At 58.8% G+C, this 26207-nt stretch carries 20 protein-coding genes; 12 read left to right on the top strand and 8 right to left on the bottom strand.

Going from position 1 to position 26207, the window contains the following annotated elements:
- Positions 1-30 precede the first annotated feature (30 nt).
- The 6 genes from RTM13_RS01095 to RTM13_RS01070 all read right to left on the bottom strand — a co-directional run bounded on the left by RTM13_RS01095 (position 31) and on the right by RTM13_RS01070 (position 8821).
- A complete protein-coding gene (locus RTM13_RS01095) occupies positions 31-2979 on the bottom strand; it encodes an RHS repeat-associated core domain-containing protein (protein ID WP_312209422.1) in 2949 nt (982 codons plus the stop codon).
- A 155-nt stretch (positions 2980-3134) separates the two neighbouring features.
- Positions 3135-3902 (bottom strand): DUF3750 domain-containing protein, encoded by a 768-nt coding sequence (locus tag RTM13_RS01090; RefSeq protein ID WP_312209420.1) that lies wholly within the window; start codon positions 3900-3902, stop codon positions 3135-3137.
- A gap of 106 nt (positions 3903-4008) precedes the next feature.
- Positions 4009-5328 (bottom strand): FAD-binding oxidoreductase, encoded by a 1320-nt coding sequence (locus RTM13_RS01085; RefSeq protein ID WP_312209418.1) that lies wholly within the window; start codon positions 5326-5328, stop codon positions 4009-4011.
- Positions 5329-5576: 248 nt separating this feature from the next.
- Positions 5577-6275 (bottom strand): GntR family transcriptional regulator, encoded by a 699-nt coding sequence (locus RTM13_RS01080; protein ID WP_312209417.1) that lies wholly within the window; start codon positions 6273-6275, stop codon positions 5577-5579.
- Positions 6276-6415: 140 nt separating this feature from the next.
- A complete protein-coding gene (locus RTM13_RS01075; protein WP_312209415.1) occupies positions 6416-7918 on the bottom strand; it encodes an aldehyde dehydrogenase in 1503 nt (500 codons plus the stop codon).
- A 9-nt stretch (positions 7919-7927) separates the two neighbouring features.
- Positions 7928-8821 (bottom strand): dihydrodipicolinate synthase family protein, encoded by an 894-nt coding sequence (locus tag RTM13_RS01070; protein WP_312209414.1) that lies wholly within the window; start codon positions 8819-8821, stop codon positions 7928-7930.
- Positions 8822-9234: 413 nt separating this feature from the next.
- Between RTM13_RS01070 and yddG the strand changes: the two genes are divergently transcribed.
- On the top strand, positions 9235-10146 hold the full coding sequence (gene yddG, locus RTM13_RS01065) for an aromatic amino acid DMT transporter YddG (RefSeq protein ID WP_312209412.1): 912 nt from the start codon (positions 9235-9237) through the stop codon (positions 10144-10146).
- Between the two features lie 182 nt (positions 10147-10328).
- Positions 10329-11720 carry an MFS transporter gene (locus tag RTM13_RS01060; RefSeq protein WP_312209410.1) on the top strand — a complete coding sequence of 464 codons (1392 nt, stop codon included), beginning with the start codon at positions 10329-10331 and terminating at the stop codon, positions 11718-11720.
- A 73-nt stretch (positions 11721-11793) separates the two neighbouring features.
- Here the strand turns inward: RTM13_RS01060 and RTM13_RS01055 are convergent, their stop codons facing one another.
- Complete coding sequence (locus tag RTM13_RS01055; protein ID WP_409456024.1) at positions 11794-12822, bottom strand: GlxA family transcriptional regulator; 1029 nt, start codon at positions 12820-12822, stop codon at positions 11794-11796.
- On the bottom strand, positions 12800-13288 hold the full coding sequence (locus tag RTM13_RS01050) for a MarR family winged helix-turn-helix transcriptional regulator (RefSeq protein ID WP_312209408.1): 489 nt from the start codon (positions 13286-13288) through the stop codon (positions 12800-12802). Before RTM13_RS01050 ends, RTM13_RS01055 begins: the two co-directional genes overlap by 23 nt.
- A gap of 297 nt (positions 13289-13585) precedes the next feature.
- On the opposite strand from RTM13_RS01050, the gene paoA reads away from it, so the two are divergent.
- From paoA to RTM13_RS01000, 10 genes are all read left to right on the top strand, one after another.
- Positions 13586-14257, top strand: coding sequence for an aldehyde dehydrogenase iron-sulfur subunit PaoA (gene paoA / locus RTM13_RS01045; RefSeq protein WP_312209406.1), 672 nt, complete (start codon positions 13586-13588; stop codon positions 14255-14257).
- Positions 14254-15204: a xanthine dehydrogenase family protein subunit M gene (locus RTM13_RS01040; RefSeq protein ID WP_312209404.1), complete on the top strand. Its 951-nt coding sequence runs from the start codon at positions 14254-14256 to the stop codon at positions 15202-15204. Before paoA ends, RTM13_RS01040 begins: the two co-directional genes overlap by 4 nt.
- Before the next feature lie 4 nt (positions 15205-15208).
- On the top strand, positions 15209-17407 hold the full coding sequence (paoC, locus tag RTM13_RS01035) for an aldehyde oxidoreductase molybdenum-binding subunit PaoC (RefSeq protein ID WP_312209403.1): 2199 nt from the start codon (positions 15209-15211) through the stop codon (positions 17405-17407).
- Between the two features lie 9 nt (positions 17408-17416).
- Entirely contained in the window at positions 17417-18361 is a 945-nt protein-coding gene (locus RTM13_RS01030; RefSeq protein ID WP_312209402.1) for an XdhC family protein, read from the top strand.
- On the top strand, positions 18358-18939 hold the full coding sequence (locus RTM13_RS01025; protein ID WP_312209401.1) for an NTP transferase domain-containing protein: 582 nt from the start codon (positions 18358-18360) through the stop codon (positions 18937-18939). The genes RTM13_RS01030 and RTM13_RS01025 overlap by 4 nt, the downstream gene beginning before the upstream one ends.
- 186 nt (positions 18940-19125) lie before the next feature.
- Positions 19126-19620 carry an SH3 domain-containing protein gene (locus tag RTM13_RS01020; protein WP_312209400.1) on the top strand — a complete coding sequence of 165 codons (495 nt, stop codon included), beginning with the start codon at positions 19126-19128 and terminating at the stop codon, positions 19618-19620.
- 24 nt (positions 19621-19644) lie between these two features.
- Complete coding sequence (locus RTM13_RS01015; protein ID WP_312209399.1) at positions 19645-20604, top strand: hypothetical protein; 960 nt, start codon at positions 19645-19647, stop codon at positions 20602-20604.
- Between the two features lie 54 nt (positions 20605-20658).
- Complete coding sequence (locus RTM13_RS01010) at positions 20659-22029, top strand: protein kinase domain-containing protein (protein ID WP_312209397.1); 1371 nt, start codon at positions 20659-20661, stop codon at positions 22027-22029.
- A gap of 158 nt (positions 22030-22187) precedes the next feature.
- Positions 22188-23927, top strand: a complete 1740-nt coding sequence (locus RTM13_RS01005) for an alpha,alpha-trehalase (protein ID WP_312209396.1) — start codon at positions 22188-22190, stop codon at positions 23925-23927.
- Between the two features lie 120 nt (positions 23928-24047).
- On the top strand, positions 24048-26162 hold the full coding sequence (locus RTM13_RS01000) for a TonB-dependent siderophore receptor (protein ID WP_312209395.1): 2115 nt from the start codon (positions 24048-24050) through the stop codon (positions 26160-26162).
- The last annotated feature ends 45 nt before the right edge of the window (positions 26163-26207 follow it).

The following is a 26207-nucleotide window of genomic DNA, read 5'->3' as shown; positions in this document are numbered from 1 at the left end:
CCGTTTCATTAAAAATATTTTCAATAATTTCTAATTAATCGTTTTCATTTTCTCTGAAATATAAGATTTTACATTTGGCCAGTGGCGATAATTTGTTCCACCATACATATCGCCAAATGCTTCAGCAAAAGTCTCTTCTGCTCCACCATCGCTTCCTCCTTGCCAGTAATAGGTGGTATCGGAATCATTTGCTGATTGGCTCAAATCCTGGCGCCATGCATGACGGAAACTTTGCCTCCTGCTTAAGTAGTCTCCTTCTTCGCCCGTTCCTTTATCTCCCAAATTCCCTTTTTCACCGAAGCTACGATCTATGGCATGCGCAAATTCATGTAGCATTAAGTTTGTAGAGCCATGGTTTGTAGCCATTTGCCATTGGCCGCTTGATGTTTGACTCATTGCAATAACTGTTTCATCTCCATGTGTACCCGCAGGAGCATTTTTTCCCTGCGCACCGACTCCAGGTACAGTATCCCATGTCGCTACATGCCCCCTCGGAATAACACCTTTTAAATGCGCTCTAAGCGGGTTGTTAGTGATGTTATCATTTGTAAAGGTAATATACTGACCTAACTCTTGCAGCTTCTCTAAAACATTTAATGGAATTTTATAAAGTTGCAGCTTTGCATGATCTACATTTATTGATAAATTTGGATCGATGGTTCGTGTGTAAACTATTTTTTCGATTATCTCTCGCTTTTTAATAAATTCATAAACTTGTTTCATATGCTCAGGGGTTAAATCATTAGCACTGCTTAAAGGCATTGTTTCATTGAAAATATTCCATAAATCATTGTATGCATCTACCCCATATGTTTCATATACAGCAGTAAACATTGCCTGGTAAGTTTTAACCATACGTAATCCAGCACGTGCAGCGTAGTCGTGAATGAGCTCCATGTCATCATCTGTAGGCTCTCGCCCATCATCATCCTTAAGCGTCACAGGATTATTCCTGACCATCCGGAACAGGTTCAGCCCATCCACCTCACCTGCCGGGTCAGCACTGACCCAGCGGCAGAGCCACGGCGCATAGTAGCGGTAGCCGTAGTAGTACAGTCCGGTGCCGTCCCGCTCCTTGCCGGAGTAGCGCACGGTTTTATAATCTGCCTCCATCTCGCTTCTGGCTGCCCACACCGCCGTACCGCCAAAGGGATAGTACTCTTCCCGGCTAATAAGCTGGCCCTCACTGTCAAGCTCCAGCGACAGTGAGCCGATGTTATCGTCCACACTCCAGCGCACCTGGTCGTTAGCCGCAATCTCCTCTGGCTTCCCGGTCTCCCAGTGCAGCACCCGGATACCCGCCCGACCTGCCTGGCCGGTGATAACGTGCAGCTCCTCTGACAGAGAAGGTGAAGCGCTGCTGCCCGCCGTCTCCTGCCAGCTTTTACGTAACTCCAGCCCCGGCAGATAGCGCACCTCATCCACGTTCCACAGTCCCGTGCTGCTGTTCGCCAGGGTACGGGTCTGCTTGCGTACCCGCTGGCTGCCGCTGTACTGGTAAATTTCCCGATCGTTATCGCTGCTGCTGCGGCTCACCACAGTTGCCCGCTGTAAGTTATTACTGCCGTCCCAAACCATCGGGTCAAAACCATTATCATCTGTGACCGGAGCCCGGGCCTGGAGGGTCAACAGGTTACCGTTACTGTCAAACCAGCCCGCTACTTCATCCGGGTTCTGCGGCCCGCCGTCGTTCTGCTGCACGCTGCGGTTGGAAGTGTTCTCCGTAGTCATGGTGCGGGTAAAACTCCCCGCACCGGTGTGCTTCAGGGTCGTCAGGTTGCCGCTGTCGTCATACGTATAGCCACGGGTATAGTTCACGTACTGGCTGTCGTCTGACATTACTGGCAGGCCGCTGTACTGCATCCCGGTGTGGTTTGCGTTCTCGCGCCCGGTGGCGCTCAGCAGCTGGTAGAGCGCATCATAGGTGAACAGTCGCGTACCGGCGGTGGCCTGGTTGCGGTAATAGCGCGACGTCACCGTGCCGTCGGTCAGAGAGGTGACATTGCCGGTGAAGTCATACCCGTAGCTCAGGGCCTGCAGCGTGGTGCTGTCGGTGCGCTGCGCCGTAATTGTCGAAAGCCACTGGTTCTGAGGGTCATAGCCGTAGGTGGTAGTCACGCCATTCCCGGAAGACTCCGTCAGCACCTGACCCGCAGCACTCCAGGCCATGCCTGCCAACAACGTCATTTTCTCCCCATCTGCCGGGGTTACGTCCTGATAACAGACGTTGCCGCTGACGTTATAACGCCAGGCCTGTACATGGTCCTTCGCATCCGTCTGCTTCAGCACCGCACCGCGGGCGTCCGCAGTGACGGACGTAGTGTATGTCTCCGCCTCCAGCAGCGCCTCCCATCCGGCCTCATCCTCCGGCCAGTCCGGTAACGCCTCTGCCGAAGACAGAAAGCGCTGCGTCTGGCTCAGCATCGCCCCGCTCAGCGCCACCGCGTTCACCTGCACCAGACCGCCACTGTTATACTGCGCCACGCAGACGCCGCGCAGGTTATTCCCCTGCGAGCCGTCATCCGCCGGACCGCTGTCGCCGTATTCGCTGCGCCAGCTGACACGAATTTCACTCCCGCTCAGCTGCTCGCTGCCGGATGAAGGGCGACCCGGCTCGTCATACGCCACGGTCTGCACCGTACCGCGTCCGTCCCGGCTCCACACCGCACGGCCTGCGGCATCAAACAGCTTCACCTGTTCCCCGCTGTCGGAGCTTTCGCGACGCAGCACCTGACCTGCCAGCGAAGGCGTGGCCCGCAGGTTCGCCGGAGCCGTGCTGTCGCCTTTCCAGGCGGCAAACAGGCGCGGGTCTCGGTGCGACATGACCCGGCTGGCGTCATTTGTCTGCGAATGAGTAATCAGCAGGCGTAGCGGATCAGAGGTCTGCTCCCGGTTCCAGTTGAGGACGCGCACGATCAGCCCCCGGTTATCATGTACGCTGACGACCGGTGTTCCGGTGGCGGCAGTTGTATTAGCCATAGATCACTCCCAGAAGGAATAGCAAAATTGCTGCTGAAAAGAGGTATATTCAACAGCATATAGAAAGGGAGTGTTACTTAGATGTGCATTAATAAACCAGGACGGCACAGGAATAATGCAATCAAGGCGATTGGTATTACTCCTGTGCCTCTGTGCTACTGCTCCTGCAAATTATCCGACCCGATGCCGCCGATAAACGGCAGGCGCAGGCGCAGGGGCGTAAAGTCGAGGCCGACGTTCAATCCAAGCACGTTAAGCTCAAACCCCTCCTCTGCCCCCAGGGTCACCCCCGCCACGCCTAGCACCGAAACCTGTAGTCCGCGCCCGGAAGGCGGCAGCCCAATAGGCCGGTAGATCGGACGGTAGTCTTTTCCTACCGCGTTGGCAGGCAGATCGAGCCTCAGGTCAGGCACTTCCCGCCCGATGTGGGCAATAAAGGTGTTGCTGTTGGGACCCGGCCACGCGTGATAGGTGGTCGGCCACGGATAGGAGGCAATTGCCGCCTCAATTTGCGGGATCATCGCTTCGGCTTCTGGCCCACGACGATCCACCAGCAGGCGCGGTCTGGACCCGTACCAGTAGCCATCCGCCTGGTTACGGTCGCGGCGCACCTTGTCGCCGCTGCCCCAGCTGATCACCTCGTAGCGGGTGTAGTGGTCCTCTCCGGCACGTTTGAAGATGATCCACGGATGCACCGCCACCGCCCCTTTCCAGCCGTAGGTTGGCGCAGCATAGACCTGAACGATCGCCAACCGGGCAAATTTGACCGGATCGGGGGCGATGCCGGACGAGTCACGTCGGGCGGACCACCACCCCTCGCTGGCCTTTGCGTCGCGCTGGCTTACCGCCTGGGCGAGGCTGGCAACGAGGGAGAGCAGAATAATACACAGCAGACTCAACAGAACTGTTTTGAGAGCGATCATGGCACCTGTAGGGAAAATAAAAAAACGGCGGGAGTTGGCCTATTCTACCGCCGTTTTTTTGCCCAGCAAGCGCTGTGCTTAATTTATCACCAAACTTTACGCAGGCTTAAACCTCCAGTCCGGCGCGGAACTGGCCCCACTTCAGCACCGAGTTGACGCCAATGGAGAGGAACGGCTCCGGCGGGGTTCGGTTCGGTCCCGGCGACGCCACCAGGAAATCGATCAGCTCGTTACGCTCTCCGGCGATCATATCCGCCAGCAGCTTGCCGGTGGCGGTGCCACGGGTGATGCCCAGCCCGTTGCAGCAGAGCGCGCCGTAGACGTTCGGTGCCAGCTGGCCGAAGAAGCCTTCGTGGTTATCCGACAGGCAGATCGCCCCGCTCCAGGAGTATTCAAAATCCACCTTAGAGAGCATTGGGAAGCGGCGCTCAAAGGATTTGCGATGCGTTTCGATATAGCCCTTCAGGAGTCGTTCACGCGGGCGGCCATCCGGCTGGAAGCTGAAGCTGTTGCGGATCAGGATGCGGTTATCCACGGTACGGCGAACCGTACTACCAAACGGATGCGCCGGAATAACGCCCCACACCGGCTTGCCGCCGAGACGGCCCTGCTCTTCGCTGCTCAGCGGGCGAGTCAGGCTGCCGTAGAGGAAGGTCGGCAGCAGGCGGCCGCGCAGGAAACCAAAGTGTGCGGCGAAGGCATTATTGGCGAGGATCAGCTTATCGGCGGTGATGCTACCTTTGTCATGCACCAGGGTCACCCTCTCGCCGTAGTCAATGGAGGCGATGGGGGTGTTCTCATAGAGAGTAACGTTGGAAGGCAGGCTGTCCGCCAGCCCTTTTACCAGCGCCGCGGGCTGCAGCAGGATGGTACCGGGAATATAGAGCGCCTGTTTGTAGTATGAGGTACCGATATGGTCCGGCAGATCGCGCCCGGCGATCATCTGCGACTCGCGGCCAATCTTCTCCAGCCCGCTGCGGTAGGCCTCAAGGATGGCAATGCCCTGATCGCCTACTGCCGCCTGGTACTTGCCAGAGTCCGTCATCTGGCACTCGATGCCCTGCTCCCGGACGATGGCACGCAAATAGTTCTGGCCCAGGGTGTTGAGCTTGAGGATCAGGTTGGCGGTCTTCACATCACCGATGTAATCCTTCGCGCCAATGTCGTGAGGCACATCAATAGCAAACCCCGCATTGCGCCCGGAGGAGCCGAACCCCACCTCCTGAGCCTCAATCAGCACCACTTCATCGTCGGGAAAGTTCAGCGCCAGCTGACGGGCCGCGGCCAGTCCGGTCAGCCCAGCCCCAACAATCGCCCAGCGGGCGTGCTTGTGCCCCTCATGGGCAGGACGCGGGGTACGTTTTTTACTGGTGTGATACCAGCCCGGCAGGGCGTCGTCAGAAGGCAGAGAGGTGATTTTTTGCACGTTCGTTACTCCGGTACGTTTTTCTTTAATCCATCCCGCCAGGAGGCCAGCCGGATGGTGCAGGGTCATGTTACAGAAATCAGGCTTATGAATATTTCTTGTATATTTTATGTATACAATTTGTATAAAAAACATGACGCGCGTAGCAAAAATGCACTCTGCATAAAAAAAGAAAACGTTGCTGGGGAGGGGTGAAACGCAGGCGTAGCGGGGCCTGCCGGCAAACGCCAGCAGGCTTGAGAGGGTATTTAGCGGTTGCCTTCGGGCGTCTGGATCAGATGGTCAGCTTTCAGCCCCTGCGGAGCGATAAAGATCTCCATATTGACCCGGGACAGCTCCCAGTGCTCAAACACCAGATCGACAACGGCCTGTTCATCCCGCGCCTCGATGGCGGCAATAAAGGCATCGTGATGATCCGCCGCGAGCTGCAAACGCTGCTCCATATCTTCGTTCTGCGGCCGAAAGAAAGTATGACCGATGCGGCAGTGATCAATAAGCAGACGCCCCAGGCTGGGTTGCAGGTAGGGGTTGCCCGCCATCTCTCCCATTAACTCATGGAAGCGGTTATTCTCCAGCGCCAGCGCTTCGGCATCATGGGTCTGCACCGCCTTACGAAAACGCTTCTGCGTCTCCTTCAGGGCCTTTAGCTGAGCAGGCTTGTAGTTCTGCACCGCCAGCCGCCCCGTAGCGGCGTAAATCATTGGCGCAACCAGGAAGAAGTTACGCAGCGTTGAGTGACTCATAGGGATCACACGCACGCCGCGCTTCTCGACGATTTCGAGATAGCCCTCACCGGCCAGCCGCTGAAAAACCTCTCTCACCGGCGTGCGGGACAGGCCGTACTGCGCGGTGAGGCTGGCTTCATCCAGCAGCTCATCCGGATCCAGCTCCATCGTTAAGATAAGACGCTTTAGATCCTCATAAAGCGCCGCTTTACCCGTTCTCATTGTCGCCTCCTGGAAATGCCCTGTGCATATTGAGTGTGATAGTGATTAACCTACAGAAAAAGCCTGTATACCGCAAAAATAGTTAAAAAATTCACACCCCACACAAGGCGATGTTTTCACAGGAGATAGTTCCCCAATCCTTATGCCTCTTCCGCTGGCACATCGATCCAGATGGTCTTCAGCTCCGTGTACTGCTCAAGGGCGAAGACAGACTTGTCGCGTCCGCCAAAGCCAGACTGCTTGTAGCCGCCAAACGGCGTCGTGGCATCGCCTTCGCCGAAGCAGTTAACGGTGACCGTTCCGGCCCGGATAGCACGGGAGACGCGGATCGCCCGGTTAAGTTTGCCAGTATAGACCGATGCCGCCAGGCCGTACGGGGTATCGTTGGCCAGCGCCAGCGCCTCGGCTTCCGTTTTGAAGGTGGTGACGCAGAGCACCGGCCCGAAGATCTCCTCCCGAAATAGCGCGCTCTGTGGGGTAACGCCATCGATGATGGTGGGCTGGACGTAGATCCCCTGCTCGGTGTCGCCGCCCTGCACGATACGTAGCCCCTCATTGCGCGCGGTATCGAGGTAGCCGCTGACCTTGCTGAAATGCTCAGGGGAGATCATCGTCCCCAGCTTGTTTTGCGGATCGCTGGGGTTCCCCATTCGCCACTCGCCGATCTGTTCTGCAATAATGGCGAGCAGCTTCTCCTTGACCCCCTCCTGCACCAGCAGGCGCGAGGTGGCTGAGCAGTTCTCGCCCATATTCCAGAAGGCACCGTTAAGCACGTGCCCGACGACGGTTTGCAGATCCTCAGCATCGTCAAAGACAAGGGCCGGGTTTTTGCCGCCGCACTCCAGCACCACTTTCTTGAGGTTCGACTCTGCGGCATAGTGCAGGAAGCGTCGCCCGGTGGCGGTTGAGCCGGTAAAGCTCACCATGTCGATATCCGGATGCAGACCAATCGGCTCCCCGACCTCTTTTCCGGTTCCGGTCACGATATTCAGCACCCCTGCCGGAACGCCTGCTTGACTCGCCAGCTCCGCTACCCGCAGCGCGGTCAGCGAGGTCTGCTCGGCCGGTTTAACCACTACCGAACAGCCTGCCGCCAGCGCCGGGCCGATCTTCCATGCCAACATCAGCAGAGGGAAGTTCCACGGCAGCACGCAGCCCACGACCCCGATCGGCTCGCGCACCACCAGCGCCATGGCGCTGTTGCCTACCGGCGCGGTGTGGTCGTAGAGCTTATCGATCGCTTCCGCGTGCCAGCGCAGCACGTGGATGGTCTCCGGCACGTCCACCGCCAGACACTCGCTGACCGGCTTGCCGCTGTCGAGGCTCTCCAGCACCGCCAGGGGATTAATCTCCTGCTCCATGAGATCGGCCAGCTTTAACAGCACGGCTTTACGCTCGCCGGGCGCCAGTTTGCTCCAGCTTCCGGCCTCGAAGGCGGCACGGGCACCGCTCACCGCCGCGTCAACGTCGCTGGCGTCACAGGCGGGAATATGCGTGAGATGCTCGCCGGTGGCCGGGTTAGTGGTCGCCAGGGTTTTGCCCGAGGCGGCCGCCGTAAAGCGACCGTTGATAAAGGCCTTATCCAGCAGGGGCAGATCCCGCGCCAGGGTTGTGACATCATTTAGCGTAGAGAGCTGTTGCATATGTCCTCCTTACGCTGCCGCCACGTTGCGCTTAACGTCGGCGATAATTGTCTGTAACTGGGCCTTCTCCTCCTCATTCAGATCAAGCAGCGGAGCGCGGACCTGACCCGAGTGCAGGCCGTTCAGCTCGCAGCCGTAGCGGATAGACTGCACAAATTTGCCCCGGTCGAGGAAGTTCATCAGCGGCATCATCGCCGCCATGATTTTGCGCCCCTTGTCGAAGTTCTTCTCTACGACGCAGGCTTCATACAGCGCCACGTGCTCGCGCGGAATGAAATTCGAACCGGCACAAACCCAGCTGCGTGCGCCCCAGGCGAAGAACTCCAGCGCCTGATCGTCCCAGCCGCAGGAGATAGCAATATTCGGGAACTTACAGGCCAGCAGGTGCAGATTGTTAAAATCGCCCGAGCTCTCTTTGATCGCCACCACGTTAGGGGACTTACTCACTTCGTTGAAGTAGGTCTCCCCCATGGTGATGCCCATGCGGCCCGGGTAGTTGTAGAGCATGATCGGCATCTGGGCAGCTTTATCAATGGTCAGCGCATGGTGAGCGTTCTCCAGCTCGGTGGGCAGCGCGTAGGGCGGCGAGGTCACCAGGATCGCGTCGGCTTTGGTCTCCCGGGCATGCTTCGCATAGTGCACAGCATCTTCGGTACGGGTCGCGCCGGTGCCCACGATCAGCGGCAGACGGTTGCCAATCACCTGACGGGCGCGCTCGACCAGCGCCATCCGCTCCTCTGCGCTCTGGGCATAGTACTCACCGGTGGAGCCACCGATGATGATGCCGTGAACGCGGGCCTCAATCAGCGATTCCAGCACTTCAGCAAAGCGTGCGAAATCAATGCTGCCGTCGGCTGCGTAAGGGGTGATTGCCGGGGTGTAGATACCTTCGAATGTCAACACGATAACCTCCAGGGTGGAAACTTATGACCATAACTGCCTGCTCACTGGCAGGGACAGGATGCGTTTGTTAAAAATTTGCACTCAGGAGCGACCGGGGTCAATGACTGAAAAATATTTGTATACATGATAAATACAAAGGAAATACGTTTTAATAGGATATTTTTACCGTAATTAAAAAATTAATAGATAATTATCAATAGTTTAAAATCTTATACGCCACGTAGTTATTTTCTATATAAATTCAGATAACGATCACATTCCACGATTCTGGCCCTCCTGGACGTATTTACACCGTCAATCTGGAGGCATAGTTTTAATCCTGCATTTAACCAGAATTTAACAGAACGGCACTTCGTCAGCGCAGCGTGTGACCGAATTGTAAACAGCGGAATGGTAAACAGAGGTAGAGGGTTATGCCCCAGAAGAAAGCGACACTCATTGGATTCATTGCCATCCTGCTGTGGAGCGCCATCGTAGGATTGATTAAAAGCGTCAGCGAAGGCTTTGGACCCGTCGGCGGCGCAGCGCTGATCTACACCTGTAGCGCGGTGCTGCTGCTCTGTACCATCGGTTTTCCGAAGATCCGCCGCTTCCCCGTCAGCTATCTGATCCTCGGCAGCGTCCTGTTTGTCTGCTACGAGCTCTGCCTGTCGCTGTCGCTGGGTTTTACCCATAGCGGTCGCCAGGCCATTGAGGTGGGCATGGTGAACTATCTCTGGCCGAGTATGACTATTCTGCTGTCGGTTATTGTTAACCGCCAGAGAACCAGCCCGTTGATTATTCCCGGTATTATTTTAGCCATCGCCGGAATAGGCTTTGTGCTGGGCGGCGACCAGGGCTTTTCATTCGCTGAGATGGCAAATAACGTGATGGATAACCCGTTAAGCTATGGCCTGGCCTTCAGCGGCGCAATTATCTGGGCAATATATTGCGTGGTAACGAAAATTATTGCCGAGGGAAATAATGGTATCACCCTGTTCTTTATTTTAACGGCGTTAACTCTGTGGGTGAAATTCCTCTCGTCGCCGCAGCCTGAGTTTGTAATAAGCTGGCATGCAGGGATCAGCCTGCTGTTCGCCGCCATCGCCATGGGCTTTGGCTACGCCGCCTGGAACGTCGGTATCCTCCACGGCAACGTTACGGTGCTGGCGGCGGCATCGTACTTTATTCCCATTATCTCAGCGGTGCTGGCAGCGTTTATGCTCCACTCCCACCTGACGGTCTCTTTCTGGCAGGGCACCGCCATGGTCTGCCTGGGATCGCTGCTCTGCTGGTGGTCAACCCGCACCGTGGTAGCAAAAAAGCTTTCTAATGAAGTGACGTGATTTTAAATAGCAGGGAGTCGTCGTTGTAACGTATTAATTATAAGAGTGTGGCAAGACCGATTATTTATTACGTGTGTTTTATCCGATTCGAATTTATCTGACCTACATGAATTTCGCGCGCGTTGTAATAAAAGTTAATAGCTGACTTTTATTTTATAACGTCGTGGAAGACAGGAGTTACTATGTCAAATACCATTTCTGTTGAAGACGTACCGCTTAACCGTTTCCACCGGTTGCTCACCGTTCGCTCCGGCGGAGGATCGTTTGTTGATGGTTATGTCCTGAGTATTATCGGCATTGCCATGACGAAAGTGTCTCCCGCCCTCGGGCTAAGCGCCTTCTGGGAGGGGATGATTGCCGCCTCGGCGTTGATTGGCATCTTCTTTGGCGGCTTTATTGGCGGTGCTCTTACCGACCGTCTGGGCCGTCGCCTGCTCTATTTCGTTGGCCCGACGCTGTTTATTGTCTGCTCGCTGGCTCAGTACTGGGTTCAGAGCGGTGAGATGCTCTTTGCCTTGCGCTTCCTTAACGGCGTTGCGGTAGGGATCGAGTATCCGGTTGCGACGGCTTTCCTGGTTGAGTTCCTGCCGAAGAAAAACCGTGGTCCGTGCCTCGCTACCCTGACTATCCTCTGGTTCGCCGGGGCCGCTACCGCCTATCTGGTGGGGGAAGCGATCCTTAACTTCGGAGGCCCGGAGGCCTGGCGTCTGACCCTGGCGAGCACCGCTATCATCGGCGCGCTGCTGTTCCTGGTACGTCTGGGTACCCCGGAATCGCCGCGCTGGCTGATCGGCAAAGGCCGCCACGCGGAAGCCGAGGTGATTATTCGCCGCGTCTACGGCGCTGACTTTGGCCTGCAAAACCTGCCGGCGCAGGCCGAGAGCAAAAACCTCTCCTTCGTTAACCTGCTGCACTCCGGCTATGGCAAACGCATGGCCTTTGTCACCATCTTCTGGACCTGCTCGGTGATCCCGGTCTTCGCCGTCTACGCCTTCGCGCCGAAAGTGCTGGAGGCGCTGCACCTCAGCGGCGGCTGGGCTTCCTACGGCTCCATCGCCATTACCCTGCTGTTCGTGGTGGGCTGCATCATCGCGACCCGGCTGGTGAATACCTTAGGTCGCCGTAAGCTGCTGCTGCAGAGCTTCCTGTGGTCCGGGCTGGCGCTGCTGCTGCTGGGCCTGCTGCGTGACGGTCCGTCGATGGTTATCCTGCTGATGTTTGGTGCCTACGCCCTGTTTATCGGCGGCGCACAGGTACTGCAGCTGGTCTACCCGAACGAGATCTTCCCAACGGAGATCCGCGCCGGGGCAGTTGGCGTGGGTACTTCCCTGTCACGCATTGGTGCAGCGGTGGGAACCTGGCTGGTGCCGGTCTCATTGCAGACTCTGGGGATCGGTTCAACGATGTACATCGCCGCTGGCATTACCTTCGTCGGGCTGATTGTCTCCTGGTTCCTTGCTCCTGAGACCAACGCCCGCAGCCTGGAAGATGCAGCCGCGCTGGATGATGAGCAACCGCGCAAGGTTCGCGCGCCGGGTCAGATGCCGAAACGCAGCGTGCTGCAAAAACTTTAGTGCAATAATGTAGCGCTATAACGCCGGGCGGCGCTTACGCTGGCCCGGCCTACGAAACGACAGAACCCTCGACCTACTCCTTCACCAGCTTCTCGACTACTCTGCGACGTTTCCTGAATGAGCTGGGCGTCTCACCGTACTGCTTACGAAACCAGGCAATCAGATGTGAAGCATCAGAGAAGCCGGTAGCGGTAGCAATGGCGTTGATGCTGTTGCTGGAGTCGGCCATCAGCTTGCGCGCCTGCTCCAGGCGCATCCGCCGCCAGTAGACGGCAGCCGAGTGGCCTGTACACTGGGTGAAAATCAGGTTGAGCTGACGGAAGGTTACCCCCGCGAACGCGGCCACGTCGGCCAGCGGCACCGGCGAATCCAGATGGTGACGCATAAACTCGATCACCTTGCTCACCAGCTCGTTCTCATAGACGTCCGGCTGGCTGAGGCTCTCTTTCTGCTTTGCCTTAGCACCCGGCACGGCGGTGTCATCCACCAGCAGATATTTAAGCACCTTCTGGGCGCGCACCAGTCCGCAGTGATGACGGATCAGATCCGCTGCCAGATCGATAGCCGTACCCCCCGGACAGGAGATGATGCCGCCATCCTTGATATAGGTTTTGTCGATCACCGGAATGGCTTTTGGAAAGCGCAGTTTGAACTCATCTCGGGTGGTGAAGTGGATTGCACAGTGACGACCATCCAATAATCCCGCACTGCCCGCGACGAAAGCACCGCTGCATAAAGTAACGATAGGAATATTGCGCGCGTGCAGATCCCGCAGCGCCTGCAGCAGCCAGGCCGGGGAGTGCCTCGTCTCCTCCAGTAGCCCCCCGGCGACCACGAAGTAATCCCACTCCTTACTGAAATCGAGCTTCGCCGTTGGCGATACCGGCAGGCCGCAGCTGGCGGTCACCGGCTGATCATCGCAGGTCATCCACTCCCAGCGACAGAAGATCTGCCGGCTGGAAAAAGACTCATCCGCCGCAAAGCGCAGGGACTCCACCAACCCCGCCACGGAGGCCAGCGTGAACTGTTTCATCAGCAGAAAACCGATAGTGAGATCGGGTTTCGGCTCAACGTTGCTTTCAGGGACTATCCGGTGCGGCATTTTCATCAGGCTCCTGCAATCCGCTCAGCTTGCTCAGCAGGCGTTTCAGATCGGCAATATCCTGCGCATCCAGACCGGCGGTGATGGTCTTCTCCGCGCGTTTCGCCTGCTCAATCATCCGCTCCAGCATCGCCTCGCCCGCCGCCGTCAGCGTAACCAGCTTACGTCGGCGGTTGGTAGGATCGGTCTGAACATTCAGCAGGCCGCTTTTGCTCATCCGATCGATCACATAGGTGCCGGTGGCTTTATCAAACCCGGCGCGGTTGCCGAGGGTTTGCTGATCGCAGGAGCTCTCCTCCTTCAGCACCACCAGGATGGCGTACTGTACGGCGGACAGTCCGGTATCGACGTTTTGTGTCCAGCAGAGAGTGGTGCGCTGTCCTGCGCGGCGCATCAGGTGCATTAATGAACAGTCGCCATGCGGCCACAGGGGCGCGGCAACAATCGGATCGCGATTTTCCGCCATCGGCTCTCTTGACTCCTTCTCTTGACTCCGGGGTAGAGGCAAACATATAGCTCTAACGCAAACAGTTTAAACTCAAACTGTAACACAACGGCTCCACAACGGCTTAAGGGGAGCCAGATGAAATACTATAACGACTTATGAAACTATATCGGCGCCCTAACAAATAGCTGTCCATTCTTCCCCGTATTAATGTTCCCTGCTCAAGAGCGTATGCAAAAAGCAGGGGTAATCTTGTTTTCACCGCCTACTATTATTTAGCGCACGTATAAAAACAACGCTATAGATGTGGAGGCAATTATGAGCAATCAGAGCAATGAAGCGGACCGAGGGCCGTACGATTTCAGCGTAACCCGTCGGGTGCTGATCAAGGCCAGCGCCGCGTCTGCGGCGGCGGCGGCTATTTCACCCACCGTCGCGCTCAGCGCCGGGGAGTCTCCGGTAACGCCACCACCTGAAACGATGCCGGTTTCGTTCAAGGTAAACGGTGAAACGCACCAGCTGGAGCTGGATACCCGTACCACCCTGCTGGATGCCCTGCGCGAGCATCTGCACCTTACCGGCAGCAAAAAAGGGTGCGATCACGGCCAGTGCGGGGCCTGCACCGTTATCGTTGACGGCCGCCGGATCAACTCATGCCTGACCCTCGCCGTGATGCACCAGGATGCCGAGATCACTACCATTGAGGGACTGGGCACGCCGGATAACCTGCACCCGATGCAGGCCGCCTTTGTGAAACACGATGGCTTTCAGTGCGGCTACTGCACGCCGGGACAGATCTGCTCCTCGGTGGCGGTACTGAAAGAGATTGAGGCGGGTATTCCCAGCCATGTAACTATGGATCTGGTCTCTGCCCCCCAGGCAACGCCGGATGAGATCCGCGAGCGGATGAGCGGCAACATCTGTCGCTGCGGGGCGTATGCCAATATCCTCGCCGCCATTGATGACGCTACCGGAGGTCTGAAATCATGAAGGCCTTTACCTATGAGCGTGTCAACACCCCTGCCGAAGCGGCAGCCAGCGCCGGGCGCACGCCCCACGCTAAATTTATCGCTGGCGGGACTAACCTGCTCGATCTGATGAAGCTGGAGATTGAAGCCCCGCTGCACCTTATCGATATCAACAGCCTGGCGCTGGATAAGATTGAGCAGACTACCGACGGCGGCCTGCGCATTGGCGCGCTGGTGCGCAATACCGATCTGGCTGCCGATGAGCGGGTACGTCGCGACTACGCCGTGCTCTCGCGAGCGCTGCTGGCCGGGGCCTCTGGACAGCTGCGTAACCAGGCCACAACGGCGGGCAACCTGCTTCAGCGCACCCGCTGCCCCTACTTCTACGACACCAACCAGCCCTGTAACAAGCGTCTTCCCGGCAGCGGCTGCGCGGCGCTGGAGGGGTTCAGCCGCCAGCTTGCGGTTGTCGGCACCAGCAAAGCCTGCATCGCTACCCATCCCAGCGACATGGCCGTCGCCATGCGACTGCTCGACGCAGTGGTAGAGACGGTGCGCCCGGATGGCCAGACGCGGGAGATCCCGATCGCCCAATTCTACCGTGCGCCGGGCAATACGCCGCACATCGAAACGAACCTTGTTCCCGGAGAGCTGATCACCGCCGTGATCCTGCCGCCGCCGCTGGGCGGAACCCATATCTACCGTAAGGTAAGGGATCGCGCCTCCTATGCCTTCGCGCTGGTCTCCGTCGCCGCCATCGTGCAGCAGGACGGCAGCGGCCGGGTAGCGCTGGGCGGTGTAGCACACCAGCCCTGGCGGCGGGACGATGCCGATGCGGCGGTGGCACAGGGGGCGCAGGCGGTCTATGACCGACTGTTTGCCGAGGCACAGCCGACCCATGAGAACGCGTTTAAATTAACCCTGGCGAAGCGCACTATCGCCTCGGTGCTGGCAGAAGCGAGGGCATAAAGCGATGAAATTTGATAATCCCGCCACGGAAAACCCAATCGACCGCATGAAGGTGGTCGGCCGACCGCACGATCGTATCGATGGCCCGCTGAAAACCAGCGGTACCGCGCACTACGCCTACGAGTGGCATGACAAAGCGCCCAACGCCGCCTACGGCTATGTAGTCGGGGCGGGGATCGCCAAGGGGCGAATTAGCAGCCTCAATATACAGGCTGCCCGCAGCGCGCCCGGCGTGCTGGCGGTGGTTACCGCCGACAACGCGGGGAAACTGGGCAAAGGCGAAAAGAATACCGCCATACTGCTCGGAGGCCCCGAGATCCAGCACTATCACCAGGCGATTGCCGTCGTGGTGGCAGAGACCTTTGAACAGGCACGAGCGGCGGCGGCACTAATCGAGGTGGATTACCAGCGGGATCGGGGGGAATACGATTTAGCCGAAGTGAAACCCAGCGTGACCGCGCCGCAGGAGGATCAGCCTGACAGCGTGACCGGCGATTTTGCTACCGCCTTCGCCTCTTCCCCGGTCAAGCTCGACGCCACCTATACCACGCCGGATCAGAGCCACATGGCGATGGAGCCGCACGCCTCTATGGCAGTCTGGGAGGAGGATAAGCTCACCGTCTGGACCTCTAACCAGATGATTGACTGGTGCCGCTCCGACCTCGCGCTGACGCTGAATATACCGAAAGAGAACATTCGCGTCCTGTCCCCTTACATCGGCGGCGGTTTTGGCGGCAAGCTGTTCCTGCGCAGCGATGCCCTGCTGGCCGCGCTGGGCGCACGGGCGGCGAAGCGTCCGGTGAAGGTGATGCTCTCCCGACCGTTGATCCCCAACAACACCACCCACCGTCCGGCCACTATCCAGCAGGTACGCATCGGCACCGATGAGGCCGGGCATATTACCGCCATCGCCCATGAGAGCTGGTCCGGCAACCTGCCCGAGGGCGAGCCGGAGACCGCCGTGCAGCAGACGAACTTCCTCTATGCCGGGGCGAATCGCCACACCGGGCTACGGCTGGCGGAGCTGGATCTGCCGGAGGGGAACGCGATGCGCGCCCCAGGGGAAGCGCCAGGGATGATGGTTCTGGAGATCGCCATTGATGAGATTGCCGAGAAGGCGGGCGTCGATCCGGTCGAGTTCCGCATCCTCAACGACACCCAGGTCGATCCCACTAACCCGGATCGCCCCTTCTCCCGCCGTCAGCTAGTGGAGTGCCTGCGCACCGGCGCTCAACACTTTGGCTGGCAGCGCCGCAATTCAACGCCAGGCCAGATCCGCGACGGCCGGTGGCTGGTGGGCATGGGCGTCGCCGCCGGTTTCCGTAATAACCTCGTGATGACCTCCGGGGCGCGGGTGCATCTCGATGCCCAGGGTACGCTCACCGTTGAGACCGATATGACCGATATCGGTACGGGCAGCTACACCATCATTGCCCAGACGGCAGCCGAAATGCTGGGCGTGCCGCTGGAAAATGTCGTGGTGCAGCTGGGGGACTCGACCTTCCCGGTCTCTGCCGGTTCGGGCGGCCAGTGGGGTGCCAACAGCTCCACGGCGGGGGTTTACGCTGCCTGCGTGAAGCTGCGTGAGGCAGTGGCAAACAAGCTGGGATTCGATCCGCAAAATGCAGTCTTTACCGACGGCAGGGTCATCGTGGACGGGCGCAGCGCCCCGCTCACCGATGCCGCCGCAGCCGGGACGCTGACGGCTGAGGACACCATTGAGTTTGGCGATCTGCAGGAGAAGTATCAGCAGTCTACCTTTGCCGCACACTTTGTTGAGGTTGGGGTAGATATCGCAACCGGTGAGGTGCGGGTGCGCCGGATGCTGGCAGTCTGCGCCGCCGGGCGGATCCTCAATCCCAAAACGGCGCGCAGCCAGGTGATTGGGGCGATGACCATGGGCCTTGGCGCGGCGCTGATGGAGGAGCTGGCGGTGGATACCCGGCTGGGCTACTTCGTTAACCACGACCTCGCCGCCTACGAGGTGCCGGTTCATGCCGATATCCCTGCTCAGGAGGTGATCTTCCTCGAGGATACCGATCCCGTCTCTTCTCCGATGAAAGCCAAAGGGGTCGGCGAGCTGGGACTGTGTGGGGTTAGCGCCGCCATCGCCAATGCGATCTATAACGCCACTGGCGTGCGGGTACGCGACTACCCTATTACGCTCGACAAGCTGCTGAGCGATCTGCCGGAAGCGATATAGGAGAAGGACGTGCTGCCACAACCTGTTCACATCGCAACCGAGACCGACCCCGCTGCGACGCCGCAGCGGGCGTTTTTAACCGACGATAGCGTGGCGGTGCTACGCTTCGCAACTCAGGCGCTCGCCTCCGGCATGGCGACGGCGCTGATCTTTCTGACCGAGATCCGTGGCGGCGCGGCCCGTCCCTTAGGGGCGCAGATGGCCGTGCGCGAGGATGGTCTCTACTGCGGCTTCGTCTCCGGCGGCTGCGTTGAGGCCGCCGCCGCCTGGGAGGCGCTCGAGGCGATCAAATCCGGCGAGGATCGCATGGTCCTCTATGGCGAGGGATCGCCGTGGTTTGATATTGTCCTGCCCTGCGGGGGCGGGATCACCTTAAGCATTCACCCGCTCCGTTCAGCGCGCCCGTTGCGGGCGGTGCTGGCGGCGCTGGAGCGACGCCATTCCACGGCGCTTCGCTACAGCCCCCGTTCCCGGACGCTGCAAATCGGTACGCCTGAGGGCGAGACAGGGTGGGAAGAGGATGCGTTTGTCGTCAACTACCGCCCCACAACGCGGGTGATTATCTTTGGCCGCTCGGTGGAAGCCGACATGACGGCTAAACTGGCCGACGCCGCAGGCTACGATGTTCATATCGATGACGGCTCCAGGCTGCGCACCACCTCTACGCTGATCGATGCCCATACCGCGGTGATCCTTCTCTGGCACGATTTCGACCGGGAGCTGCCCCTGCTGAGCGCAGCCCTCGCTGCCGCGCCCTTTTACATCGGCGCGCTGGGCAGCCGCCGTACCCACGAGAAACGGGTGCGCGCCCTGACCGAGCGCGGTTTCCACCCCGACGACATTGCACGAATTAAAGCGCCGATCGGCATCTTTCCTCAGGCGCGGGATGCCAGCTCGCTGGCGCTGTCGGTGCTGGCAGACGTAGCGGCGGCGCGCGGCCGGAAGGTGGCGTGATGGCCGCTCAGCCTGTGGTTATTGTGCTTGCCGCCGGACGGGGCGAGCGGTTTATTGCCTCGGGAGCGGCAACCCACAAGCTCGATACCCTGCTTAACGGCATAACGGTGCTCAATCACACCCTGGCGGCGGTAAAATCCTCCGGCCTGCCGTGGCATCTTGTACGGCCGGAGGGTGGCACCGCGGGTATGGGGGAGTCTATTGCAATAGGGGTGCGGGCGACACAAGCCGCCGCTGGCTGGCTGATCCTGCCTGGCGATCTACCTTTGGTTCAGGCCGCAACGCTCCGGCACGTTGCCGGGGCGCTGACGGAGCAGCGTATCGTGGTGCCTCGCTTTCATCAGCATGCGGGCCATCCGGTAGGGTTTGGACGCCGCTATTTTCAAGCCCTGGCTTCACTGGCGGGTGACGTTGGCGCAGCGGCGGTTGTGCGGCAAGCCAGGGCCAGCGGCAATGTACAGGATCTGCCCGTCACGGACCATGGCGTCATACGCGATGTGGATACGCTTGCCGATCTTGATCTGGCACAAGGTCTACTACATACCCGGCATTTGAAAATATATCCGCAGGTAGAGTGAAACAGAGAAAAATTGTTTTAATAAGAATATACGCAAGCAAAGATTATATTTAACAATCCATCCTCAGCAGATGGCGATTGAATTGTTATAAACTCAATGTAGAATCATCAGACTATGCTTAAGCTGTATTAATCCTTTAGTAGTCAGCGGCGGTCGGGTTTAATCATTTTTTCAGGGAAAGTTATAATGAAATTGCGAGGCCTGTTACTTCTCTTTCTGGTCACTACCGTAGTTGGCTGCAAAGCACCCCCGCCAAAGATGACGGACGATACGCTGGTGACCAGCCAGGTCAACGGCATCACGCTGACGCACCGCTATGCGGTCTCACCACCTGCTACCTTTAAACCCGTAAACGAGGCCTACCGGGCGCTCTACCCCGGCTCTATTCTCAGCACGCCCTCCTACGGTGGGAAAGTGCTCGGCCAGCTGACAAATGGCCAAACCTATACCGTGCTGGGCGAAGTGGACGACGCCTGGCTGGCGATTGCTGAACAGGATGATGAGCAGCTGATAGGTTACGTGCCGCCGCGCGCGCTGGTGAAAAGCGCGCTCTATGCGCAAACGCTAAAAAACGATCGCCCCCGTCCTAAGCGCGCCGCGAAGAAAACCACCTGCGTGGCCGTAGACGACAGCAGCAAGGCATGTCAAAAAGGCGACAGCGGCACCTGGATTATTGATTAATAACTCTGGCTAACAAGGAATTTTATGAAAGTCTGGCTTTCGGGTTTGGCGTTGCTTTTAGCATCCACAACCGTGTCGGCAGGGAATTATCGTATTGCTCAATCCCCCTCTCAGAAGCTGGATGTCTGGATAGACAACGTTAACGATAAATCCCCGCAAAGCTGGTGCTCTGCAAGATTACCGCTGCGCATCGTGGCCAACGGTGACAAAGCGCCCTCGATCCTGACCACCTTTATGCCACGCCTTGGGGCGCTACTGGAGAGCCAGTGCAGCACCATCGGCCAGGTGAACTGGCAGATGGTCGATCCGGAAGGTGAACTGCTTGCCGAGGGGATCGCCGCTAAGGAGAGCGAATGGGCTGTGGTCGTTACGCCGCGGGCGGCTCAGCCGGCCACTAACGCTGTTCAGGCCCAGCAGCCCTCTCCGGCTGCCGACCGTACGCCGTGGCTTGAGTTTACGTTGCAGGATGGCTGCCACCTGCGCACCTTCTGGCAGGGCGACGCCAGCGCCTCGGCGCTGTTTATCCCGGCGAAAGCCAACGGTAAATGCGAGCGTGGCGGCTGGCTTAACGGCCGTAGCGAGGTGATCCAGCACGGGGCCCAGGGCGAGAAGCGCTCGATGATGACCTTCGTGCACGGTTTCCCGGTCAGCGGCCTGAACGATAAAGCCAATGCCGACAGCCTGCTGATCACCAGCGTCAACAATGAGCGCATGGTGGTGAGCAACAGCCAGGCTCCGCAGAGCTGGATGATCCTGCCTTACGATCCGCAGCTCAACGGCTGGAAAAACAGCGGTATGGTGGCCGTAGAGGTGTCGCGAGATCAGGCCCTCGACGACGCTCGCCTACAGTCGCGGCTAAATGAGGTGCGTAAGGTCTGGTCCGCCTGGCTGGAGCCGGGCACGAGCCTGACGCTGCTGCTGATCGACAATCTGCATCCGCAACTGCGGGATCCGGCAGCCGGTGCCTGGCGCACGCAAAAGTGATCCTGAAATACCTATTCTGAATAGCCGTCAGTTTTGAACAGAGATCCTCATATAATGACAGAGAGCGAGTACAACCCGAGCATACCCGACGCGCTGCCGCCGGGTTTTCGTTTCGATGAGCTAGAGATCCAGGACGTTATTCAAACCAGCCATACCGATATTCTCTACGATGCTCTCGATCGCGAGCTTGAGCGTTCGGTCATCATCCGGGAGTATATGCCCCGGGCGCTGACCCTGCGCGGCGAGGATATGCGCCTTGTACTGCGCAGCAAGCAGGATAGCGCCGCCTTTGCCGCTGGCCTGAATGCATTTATCCAACAGGCCCGCCAGCTGGCACGCTTTACCCATCCCAACCTGATGCTGGTTCTGCGCTTCTGGCAGCATAATGATACCGCCTATATTTTGACGCCGCGCTATGACGGCATCACCCTGGCAGAGTTGCATCAGCAGCAGCCGGAGGCGATTAACGAAGCCTGGATTTTACAGCGGCTGCCCATGCTGTGTAGCGCCCTTGCTACCCTGCACCACGCGGGCGAGCTGCACCGCAATATTTCACTCAAGAGCATTCAGATTGAGGAGAGCGGCCAACCGCTGCTGCTTGACGTTGCCGTACCCCAGACCCCGGCGGGCGATCTGAGCGAGACCAGCAAGCTGCTGCTTCACCCTGGCTTTACGCCTCTTGAGCAATACGCGGACGCCAGCGAGGAGCTTCTCGGGCCGTGGACGGATATCTACGCGCTGGGGGCGGTGCTCTATACGCTGATTACCGGCTCGCCGCCGCCCGCCAGCGTGGCCCGCAGCATTCAGGACGGCTGTACGCCGCTGGCAGAGGATCCGCCGTCGGGCTACTCCCCTGCGCTGTTGCAGGCGGTCGATCGTGCGCTCGCGCTGAAGCCGGAAGATCGGCCCCAGAGCATCGCAGAATTTGCGGCGCTGGCGGAGATCGCGGTGGGCGACACCGGTCAGCTTCCGGCAGTGAAAAAGACCGGCACGATGCTGGTTCCGGTGGAGGAGACGCCTGCCGTCGCCCCTACCCTGTGGCAGCGCGTTAAAACCCCATCGCAAATTGCGGCTGGCGTGCTGGTGGGCGTCATCGCCGGGGCGCTGATCTTTGGCGCATCGCACAGCGAGACGGAGACGGCGGCAGCAGCTTCCCCTGCTCAATCTACCCCGCCCCCGGAGGCGAACGTCACCAGCGCACCCGCCAAAGGTCCTATCGCCCGGATCTATATTCGCATGAGTGATGCCGACAGGCTGCAGGTGAACGGTAAACCGCAGGAGATCGCCCCGGCGGCCAGCGGCTTTGCCTATCTACAGCTCCCTGCGGGCAAGTATGAGTTTACCCTGCAGAACGGCAGCCACCGCCGCAGCGAATCGCTGACGGTGGTTACGCCCGGCACCTGGCTTATCAATCCCCAGGGTTAAAGAAGGGGTGAAGCCCTGCACTCGCGGGGCTTTTTTTGGCGAAAAATGTTTGTAAGGGCGCAAATTTTTACTTCTGGTACTCCGGGCGGCGGATATTCGTCTACTGTTTTCAAAGGTTGATTACAGCGGGACGCTGTTCATTGCTAAGGAGATAATAGATGAGAAGAAATTTATCGCGCCGACCCCGGACGCTGTTTTTTGCCATGCAGCTGGCGCTAGGGGGCGCGTTTCTCGCGTTGACTTCCGCACAGGCGCTGGCCGCCGAAGCTGAGAGCCAGTCCCCACCGCAGTCTCCGGATATCCTGCTGGGGCCGCTGTTTGCCGACGTGCAGACCGCTAAGCTCTTTCCCGATCAGAAAACTTTCGCCGACGCCGTACCGAAAAGCGATCCCTATATGATCCTCGCCGACTACCGGATGCAGCGTAACCAGTCCGGCTTCGATCTGCGCCACTTTGTTGAGATGAACTTTACCCTGCCGGCTGAGAACGAAAAGTACGTTCCGCCCGCCGGGCAGACGCTACGCCAGCATATCGACGGCCTGTGGACGGTGCTAACCCGCACCACCGATCGCACCAATAAATGGGATTCGCTGCTGCCGCTGCCGGAGCCATACGTGGTGCCAGGGGGCCGCTTCCGCGAGATCTACTACTGGGACAGCTACTTCACCATGCTCGGCCTGGCCGAGAGCGGCCACTGGGATAAAGTGGAAGATATGGTGGCGAACTTCGCCCACGAAATCGATGCCTGGGGTCATATCCCTAACGGCAACCGCACCTACTACCTCAGCCGCTCTCAGCCGCCGTTCTTTGCCTTTATGGTAGAGCTGCTGGCAAGTCACAAAGGCGATGATGTGCTGAAAACCTATCGTCCGCAGCTGGAGAAAGAGTACAGCTACTGGATGGAGGGCGCAGATACCTTGCAGCCAGGCCAGGCCAACAAGCGCGTGGTGAAGCTGGAGGATGGCTCTGTTCTCAACCGCTACTGGGACGATCGCGATACCCCGCGTCCGGAGTCCTGGCTTGATGACGTAACCACCGCGAAGAACAATCCGGATCGCCCGGCCACGGAGATCTATCGCGATCTGCGCTCTGCAGCCGCCTCGGGCTGGGACTTCAGCTCGCGCTGGATGGACGATCCTAACCAGCTCGGCAGCATTCGTACCACCAGCATCGTGCCGGTGGATCTCAACGCCCTGATGTTCAAGATGGAGAAGGTGCTGGCCCGCGCCAGCCAGGCCGCAGGAGACAGCGCCAAATCGAGCCAGTATGACGCGATGGCCAGCGCCCGCCAGAAAGGGATGGAGGCCAACCTGTGGAACGACAAAGAGGGCTGGTATGCGGATTACGATCTGAAGACCAAAAAAGTACGTAGCCCGCTGACGGCGGCGGCACTCTTCCCGCTGTACGTTAACGCCGCGGCGAAGGATCGTGCTGACAAAGTCGCCGCGGCGGCCGAGGCGCATCTGCTTAAGCCCGGCGGCATCGCCACCACCACGGTCAACAGCGGCCAGCAGTGGGACGCCCCGAACGGCTGGGCGCCGTTGCAGTGGGTCGCCACTACCGGGCTGCAAAACTACGATCAGGACAAGCTGGCGATGGACGTCACCTGGCGCTTCCTCTCCAACGTGCAGCATACCTACGATCGTGAGCAGAAGCTGGTTGAGAAGTACGATGTCAGCAGCACCGGCACCGGCGGCGGCGGCGGTGAATATCCACTGCAGGATGGTTTCGGCTGGACCAACGGCGTCACGCTGATGATGCTGGATCAGGTCTGTCCGAAGGCGCAGCCGTGTGACAGCGTACCGAAATCGCAGCCTGCTGCGGCATCCGCTACGCCAGCTACCGCGCAACAGCCTGCTCCGCAGAGCGCGCCTGAAGCGCAAAAAGTCGCGCAGTAAGCCTGACTCTGGCCTGCTACCAAATTTAGTAGCAGGCCAGATAAGCACGACGCTAACGCTTGTATACGTTAATATAAACAATAATAATTCGCATTCCGCTTAAAAGAGTATGGATTGCGAATGAAAACAACATTAAAACGCTCTGTCTGGTTTTGCGCGCTGGGCATTGCCCTTCCCCATGCCGTTCTGGCTGAAGATACCGTCGTCGTTAACGCTACCGCCCCCCAGTCGGCCACCGCGCCAACCGAGGGCTATACGGTGCAAAGCACCCGTGGCGCAACCAAAACCGATCAGCCGCTGATCGTTACCGGGCAGTCGGTATCGGTCGTGACGCGCCAGCAGATGGAAGATCAGGGCGTGATGAACGTCAACCAGGCCCTGAGCTATACCCCGGGGGTCAATTCCAACTTTGGCGGCGGCGCAACGCGCTTCGATACCGTATCGCTACGCGGCTTCCACGGCGGCGACGTTGATAACATCTTCCTCGACGGTATGCGCCTGATGAGCGACGGCGGAAGCCACAGCGTATTGCAGATCGATCCGTGGTTTATTGAACGCATCGACGTGGTGAAAGGCCCCTCTTCCGCGCTGTATGGTCAGAGCGTCCCCGGCGGGCTGGTCAACCTGACTTCGAAGCGTCCGCAGTTTAAGTCCGAAGGCCATTTCCGCCTCTCCGGCGGCACGCAGAACACCAAAGGCGGCGCGTTTGATTACACTGACGCCATCAACGACCAGTGGGCGTTTCGTGTGATCGGCATGACCCGCAGCAGCGACACCCAGTATGACAATACCCGCGAAGAGCGCTATGCCATCTCGCCATCGCTGCTCTGGCAGCCGGATTCCGACACCAGCCTGCTGCTGCGAGCCTATCTGCAAAAAGATCCCTCTGGCGGCTACCACGGCTCGCTGCCGATGGACGGTACGCGCTTTGCCCACAACGGTAAGAAGCTGGCGAACAGCACCAACGAGGGTGAGAGCGGAGACGGCTATCGTCGCCGGGAGCAGCTCTACAGCGTAGAGTTCGACCACCAGTTTAATGACGTCTGGTCAGTGCACTCCAGCGGCAGCTATACCCATGCCAACGTCGCCCTCGATCAGGTCTATCAGACCGGCTGGATCGACAACTCAGACAATCTTGCCCGGGGCTACAGCGGCTCGCGCGGCTCCCTCGACGCCTGGTCTACCGATAACCGCTTGCAGGCCGACTTTGCCACCGGCGAGGTGATGCACACCGTGATCCTTGGCGGGGAGTATCACCGCTACCGCAACGATCTCTGGACCGGCGCGGGCAGTGCCGCCCCGCTTAATCCCTTCACGGGTTATACGCTGCAGCACGGTTACACTGTCACCTATAGCGATGATAACAACCGTCGCTACTATCAGACCGGTGCCTATCTGCAGGACGAGATGGTGTGGAACCGCTGGCACCTGGATCTCTCCGGACGCTATGACCGCATCGTCTCCGAGCAGGCCAGCGATACCTTTGGTACCGACAGTCGCCGCTCTGATGACCACATTAGCAGCCGCGCCTCCCTGCTCTACGCCTTTGAAAATGGCCTCTCGCCCTATCTCAGCTACAGCCAGGCAATTACGCCAGCCTCGCTGCCGGGCCCTGATGGCAAGCTGCTGAAGCCGACCACCGCCGAGCAGTATGAAGCGGGCCTGAAGTTCCAGCCGCCGGGCACGTCAGATATCTACAGCATTGCCATCTACGATCTGACGCAGAAGGACGTAGCAACCCGCGATATCAATATCGCTACCGCCATCTACCTCCCCGCCGGGAAGGTGCACTCGCAGGGCGTAGAGATCGAAGCGCGCAACCAGCTGACGCCGCGCCTGAGCACTATTGCAGGCTATACCTGGAGCCACCTGCGCTTCGAGGATTCACTGGACGGCAACGAGTCTAATACGCCGCAGCTGACGCCGGATCAGATGGCCTCTCTCTGGGCGCACTACCAGTTTGATTATGGCTTAAGCGTGGGCGCCGGCGTTCGCTACATTGGCAAGCAGTATGCCGATGATGCCAACACATCACGGCTGCCATCGGTAACGCTGTTTGATGCCTCGGTCAGAGCCGAGCTCGGCGCATGGTCGCCGCAGCTGAAGGGGGCATTTGTGCAGGTCAACGCCAATAACCTTGGCGATCGGGACTATATTTCAGGCTGCTACGGGACAAATAACTGCTACTTCGGCGCGGAGCGCAGCGTTCTCGCTACGGTGGGATATGATTTTTGATGGGTTAAGATAAGAGAGATGCCAGCCGGCAACGTTGCCGGCTGG

Source organism: Pseudescherichia sp. (genome assembly GCF_031979925.1).
Lineage (GTDB): Bacteria > Pseudomonadota > Gammaproteobacteria > Enterobacterales > Enterobacteriaceae > Pseudescherichia.
This window is presented reverse-complemented; position numbering and strand designations above follow the sequence as displayed.